The organism is Geomonas sp. (assembly GCF_035254065.1).
In the GTDB taxonomy this organism is placed as follows: domain Bacteria; phylum Desulfobacterota; class Desulfuromonadia; order Geobacterales; family Geobacteraceae; genus Geomonas.
Genome location: NZ_DATFBA010000023.1, coordinates 1 through 5520, shown reverse-complemented (window position 1 = coordinate 5520; position 5520 = coordinate 1). Strand labels below are relative to the sequence as shown.

Below are 5520 nucleotides of genomic sequence, written 5' to 3'. Positions count from 1 at the left end.
GGGGGAGAGGGGCAGGGGTGAGGGCGGGACTCTCCGGCAGGTTCCGGGCAGCCCTCACCCGGCCTGCGGCCACCCTCTCCCCTAAAGGGGCGAGGGGAATCGGCCCTTCCAAACCAGTGCCGTCAGTACCGTCTCCATAGCTCGAGCCCGTGATAGGCCTCTTCGAAGCCGAACTCTTTGAGTGCCTCGGCGTACGAGGATGTGGCCGCCGGGGCGCCGTTTATTTGATCGACGGTGATCCGCTTCACCGGATTGAACTCGCGGGTGAGCAGCACGTTGAAGATGGAGAGGTACTCGTGGAGCCGCGGGTCGTCCGGCTGCGCCTTGATCTCCAGTTCTTTTCCGTAGCGTTTGGAGACCATGACCAGCCTGGTGCCGTGATAGACGAGGTGGGTGGAGGGAAGCCGCGCCGGTAGCTGCTCGCGAATCCCTTCCAGTCCGCTGCCGCAAAGTGAGGCGGGATCGGTGGCGTTCAGCCAGTAAACCTGGTCCTGCGGCAGCCCCTTTTCGAGCAAGCGGAAGGCTTGGTGCGAGATGAACTGGAGTCCCGGAATTCCTGCGAAGAAATTGCCGGAAAGGAGTTCGCCGGACAACTCCATGATGCGCAGCGTCCTGAACAGGCGTCCCCACTGCATGGGCGGAAGCTCCCGCAATAACAGCTCCTTGAAGAGGAAGCCGTAGCGCTCCAGGAGCACGCGCACCCTGTCCTTGTTCCTCTCCTCCCTTTCCAGTATGTCGGGCGAGGTTTCTTGCCTCGGGATGAGATACCAGCTGCCCGCGCTCTCCTGGCCGCGGTTCCAGCGGGTCGATACCGGCATGCGCCGCAGATCGCGCCGGTGCTCGGCCTCCCTGGTGGTAAAGCGGTTGAGTATCCCTTTGCGGACGGCGGCGAAGGAATCGTTACTCAGCTTGCCCTTCCAGGCGAGCGTCCAGAGCTGTTCAGTCACCTTTGCCGCCGGCAGAGATGTGGCCAGTGCGATTGCCGGCAGGGTGTATCGCCCTTTGGGATCGGCAATCAACTCCGCAATCCGTGCTCCATCAGGATCTTCACCAGACTCTTGCGGATCAAGGAAGAGATCGAGATCCTCCGGAAAAGCGAAGGAAAGCTTCTTCTCGCCGCAACCGAACCAAAGGAGATCACTGGTCTGCATCAGGCTGTCCAGCCACGGGTTGAAATATGGCTGCAGCCGGGCCGGCAACACCTCCTCCTCCCAGGCGGCCGCGCTCAGCGGGGTTCCCAGCAGTTGTTCCAACCGGCTCCTGAGATCATCGACCGAGTCGCCGCGCCGGACCACCCCTTGGAAGGTGGCGAGGAACAGCGGCAGATAGCTCAGTTCCAGCGCCTCGAAGGGCGCCTTTCTTGATCGGCGCAACATCCTGAGCAGCGACTCCAGGTTTACAGCGTCGCAGATCTCGGGAAGCCTGCTTTCCTCGCCGAACTGATCGAGCACCACCTGTCCGGTCTCTTCCAGGGAATGGATGACGTCATGGAAAAGGTCGTCCGGCAAACCGAGAGTCTGTTGCAGCCAAGGGAGCTCGAGTGGGCCGTAGTAGTTCAGGAATTTACCGACCAGCCTTACCGTCGCCGAGCCCTCTTCTTCGGCTGTCTCCGGAAGGTCCTGTGCAAAATCATCTTCGTCCAGTGCAGAGTCGGCACCCTCTCCCTCTGCGAGGGGAGTGGGGTGAGGGGACTTTCGGGAGGGGAGGGGGCGTTCGGACTGTGCGGAAGAAGGAGCCTGCGCCATCTTCAGCGCTGCCCGTTGCAGCCTTTCCTGCACCTTTGGATCATCGACCAGCGCCGCCAGCTTTAGCTCGCGCCAGTCCCGTGCCAGCCCCTGTGCCAGCTCCGGCAGCATCTCGATGGCGGCGGCGAGCGTCACTTCGGTGTCGGGGATCTGTACCAGGGCGATCCTTTCCGCCACATCGGAGAGCAGCTCTTCCCTGTCCAGCTGATGATCCCGCTCCATCGCATGGAGTAGATCCAGCCATTCGTCCTGCGGTATGAGGAGGCGCTCCTTCACCCAGTCGATCAGTTCACGAGGGGAATCGGGCTGGTAACCGGGCGCAGTGCGCTGCTGTTTAGCTACGAAGATGCGGATCAGTTCGCCCGGCAGGCGAGGGCGCAGGTGGGGGGAAAAGGTCAGCTCTTGCAGCAGATCCTGGCCGAGGGCAGAGGTTTGCGACGCATACGGCGTGTCGTCCTCGTAGACGTACTTGTTGGTCTGCAGCCAGATGAGCCCCTTCGCAAAGGGAGTGGCGACGGTGGTGCGGATCTCGGTGACGGCGATCTCGCCGTCCTGCAACTCCTCCAACAGGCGCTTCAGGTTAGCCAGATCGAAATCGTCCTGCAGCGAGGAGCGCCAGGTTTCCAAAAGAACCGGGAAGTCGCGGTACTTGAGGATGGAGGCGAGGAGTTTCCTGGAGCGCAGACGGTTCAGCCAGAGCGGCATCCTGCGCTTGTAATTGGTACGCGACAGCAGCAGTGCCCGCCCTGCGTTCTCCCTGAAGCGGGCGCCGAAGTAGCCGGTTCCTTCCAGCGATGCTCGCAGGAGCGTCTCGAGGTTTTCCGGGGCCACCGGGGATAAAACCTCCTGCACGTCCATCTCATGAGGAAGTAGCAGCGCGATGCCGTCGTTGTCGTAAAACGCCTGCAGCGCGTACCCGTACCGCTTTTCCCAAGCTGCCGAGAGGGCAAAGGTGAACGGACGGTTGAGGCTGTTTCCCCACAGCGTGTGGAGAATGATCTGCTGGGCCTGATGTCCGGCCCGCGGATCATGATAATGCTCGACCAGCAGATGGTGGCGGTGTGGAAGCTCTGCACCGCTCGCCTCCTGCTGTTTTTTCAGGAAGGATCGCAGAGATTGGGCAGCTCCCTTGTCCATGAAGAAGTGATCGGTCATCTCCCTTACGAAACCGTCGCCGTCCAAACTTTCGGCGCAGTGCTCCAGGAAGGTGGCGATTTTATCGGAGTAGAAGAAATCGCGGTCGAGTTCCTCCGCTCTCCAGAACGGGATGATCTGTTGCGGCTTGCGGGCCGCTACCACCTGTACCGTGCTGTGGGTGACCTCGACGATCTGCCAGACCTGGGCGCCGAGGGCGAAGGTATCGCCAAGCTTTCTTTCCCAGACGAACTCTTCGTCCAATTCCCCTATTTTCGCCCCGTTCTCCTTGAGGCGCAGCTCGTAATAACCCCGTTCCGGGATGGTGCCACCTTCCATGTAGATGAGCATGGAGAGTGCTGGCCGGGTGGAAATCGTCTCCTCCAGGCGGTCCACCGTCGCCCTGGGCCGCAGTTCCATCACGCGCGAGTCCGCGTACTTTCCTTCCAGCATCCCCACCACCAGGTCGAACTGCTGCCGCGACAGGTTGCGGTACGGGTAGGTCGTCGTGAGGAATTCGTACAAGTCATCCAGGTGCCACTGCTCGGGAAGCGCCATGGCCAGGATGATCTGGGCCAGCAGATCGAGAGGGGCCTCCACCGGGCGCAGCTCCTCGATTTCGCCGTCGGCGATGGAACGGGCGATGACGGCCGCGGAGACGAAATCCATGCCGTTGGTGGGGAAGAGGAGTCCCGAACTAACCTCGCCGACGCCGTGCCCGGAACGCCCGATCCGCTGCACGGCCGACGAGATGGAGCGGGGTGTCTGGATCAGCACGACGCTGTCCAGCCTGCCGATGTCGATGCCCAGTTCCAGCGAGTTGGTGGCGACGATGGCCTTAAGCTCGCCGCGTTTCAGACGCTCCTCCACGGCCAGCCGAATTTCGCGGGAAAGTGAGCCGTGGTGGGAATAGGCGACTTCCTCCCCGGTCTCCTCGTTGATCAGCCGGGTCACCTTTTCGGTGGTTCGCCTGGAGTTGGCGAAGAAGAGGGTGGACTTGTGGCGATCGATGATCCCGGTGAACCTCCTGATGAGCGCCGGCCAGAAGTCCTCGTCCGGTCCGCGCTCAGTTTCCTCAGGCGCGGTGATCTGCAGATCGAATCTCTTGGAACGCTCCCCCCTGACGATGGAGACGGGACGTTTCCTGAGCTGATGGCCGACGGCTTCAAACCCACCGATGAAATCGGCGACTGTCTCCAGCGGTCTGACGGTTGCGGAGAGAGCTATCCGCTGGAATTCTCCGCTGATCAGAACCAGCCTCTCCACCGCCGTTATCAGGTGGGTCCCCCGTTTGCTGCCCGCCACCGCGTGGATCTCGTCCAGGATAACGGTGGCGACGCCGGTGAGCGTCGAGCGGCTACCCTTGGAGGTGAGCAGGATGTTGAGGCTTTCCGGCGTGGTTATCAGGATCTCGGGCGGGTTGCGCAGCATCCGGCGGCGTTCGTTGCCGGGAGTGTCGCCGCTTCTCGTCTGCACGCTGATGGACGGGAAAGGGACTTCATTCTTTTTAAAGTACTCGCGCAGCTCTTCGAGAGGGGCGATCAGGTTGCGGCGCACATCGTTGTTGAGAGCCTTCAAGGGGGAAACGTAGAGCACCCTGGTTTCGCCGCGGCTCCAGGTGCCGGTGACCAACTGGTTGATGGCCCACAGGAATGCAGCCAGCGTTTTGCCGCTGCCGGTCGGCGCCGTCACCAGCACATGCCGCTTTTGCATGACCTCGGTCCAGGCGCGCTGCTGCACGTCGGTCGGCTCCCCCAGCGTTTCAGTGAACCATTGGGCGATCAGGGGATGGAAGTGAGTGAGGATGTCGGATGGTGGCATAGTTGGGCTCGACGTTGGATTAGCGACACCGCTTCATTATAACATGAAGCCATTTCCCCTCGCCCTCCGGGAGAGGGCAGCGGTGAGGGAAGCCGCGCTTGGCGAATGAGTTGTGTGGTAGGATGGGGAGGGTGCATAACTCATTCAAAACGGCGTGTCTATCTTCGTCGGTGGGGGCGCGCAGGATGGAGGATGGGTGGACGGTCGCTACGGCGTAGGGGGCCTTGTCGTAAGGAAGCAGCTTCCCGTGGTCCCGGGTGACCAGGGTATCCTTGCCCAGCAGGGCCTGCGCCGCCGTACTCCCCATCGCTACCAGCACTTGAGGGCGAATGAGGTCTATTTCGGCATCGAGCCAGGGGAGACAGGCGCCGATCTCCCGCGAGTTCGGTTTCTGATGCAGCCGGCGCTTTCCCTGCGCGATCCATTTGAAGTGTTTCACCACGTTGGTGACGTAGGCATCAGCGCGCACTATCCCCGCCAATTCCAGAGCCTCGTCCAAGACCCTCCCAGCCGGACCTACGAAAGGGAGCCCCTGTTTGTCTTCCTGGTCGCCCGGCTGTTCGCCAACCAGTATGAGGCGGGCGGTTGGGAGCCCGTCTCCAAAAACCGTCTGGGTACCGCTTATCCAGAGCGGGCAGGCGCGGCACCCTGCAGCCGCCTCCTTCAGTTTCTCCAGGGTGGCGTTCATCGGGATAAGTGGCGCAGCGGTGGTCAGTGTCCCTCTTGGAGTCATGGTCGCCTCGCGTGTTGCAACGAGTGGAGAAACCCATCCTCACCCTGTCCCTCCCCTTGAAGGGGGAGGGGACGCTGGGAGAGCTGT

At 61.9% G+C, this 5520-nt stretch carries 2 protein-coding genes; both read right to left on the bottom strand.

Annotated elements, in window-relative coordinates; all coding sequences use genetic code 11:
• Window positions 1-122: 122 nt before the first annotated feature.
• Entirely contained in the window at window positions 123-4700 is a 4578-nt protein-coding gene (locus VJ604_RS01405) for a DEAD/DEAH box helicase (protein WP_324079596.1), read from the bottom strand.
• A 19-nt stretch (window positions 4701-4719) separates the two neighbouring features.
• Window positions 4720-5433 carry a UdgX family uracil-DNA binding protein gene (locus VJ604_RS01400; protein WP_324079595.1) on the bottom strand — a complete coding sequence of 238 codons (714 nt, stop codon included), beginning with the start codon at window positions 5431-5433 and terminating at the stop codon, window positions 4720-4722.
• Window positions 5434-5520 lie beyond the last annotated feature (87 nt).

Excerpts from the sequence above, each read along its gene's own strand:
- VJ604_RS01400 (WP_324079595.1), bottom strand. The coding sequence starts at position 5,433 with ATGACTCCAAGAGGGACACTGACCACCGCTGCGCCACTTATCCCGATG.
- VJ604_RS01405 (WP_324079596.1), bottom strand. The coding sequence starts at position 4,700 with ATGCCACCATCCGACATCCTCACTCACTTCCATCCCCTGATCGCCCAA.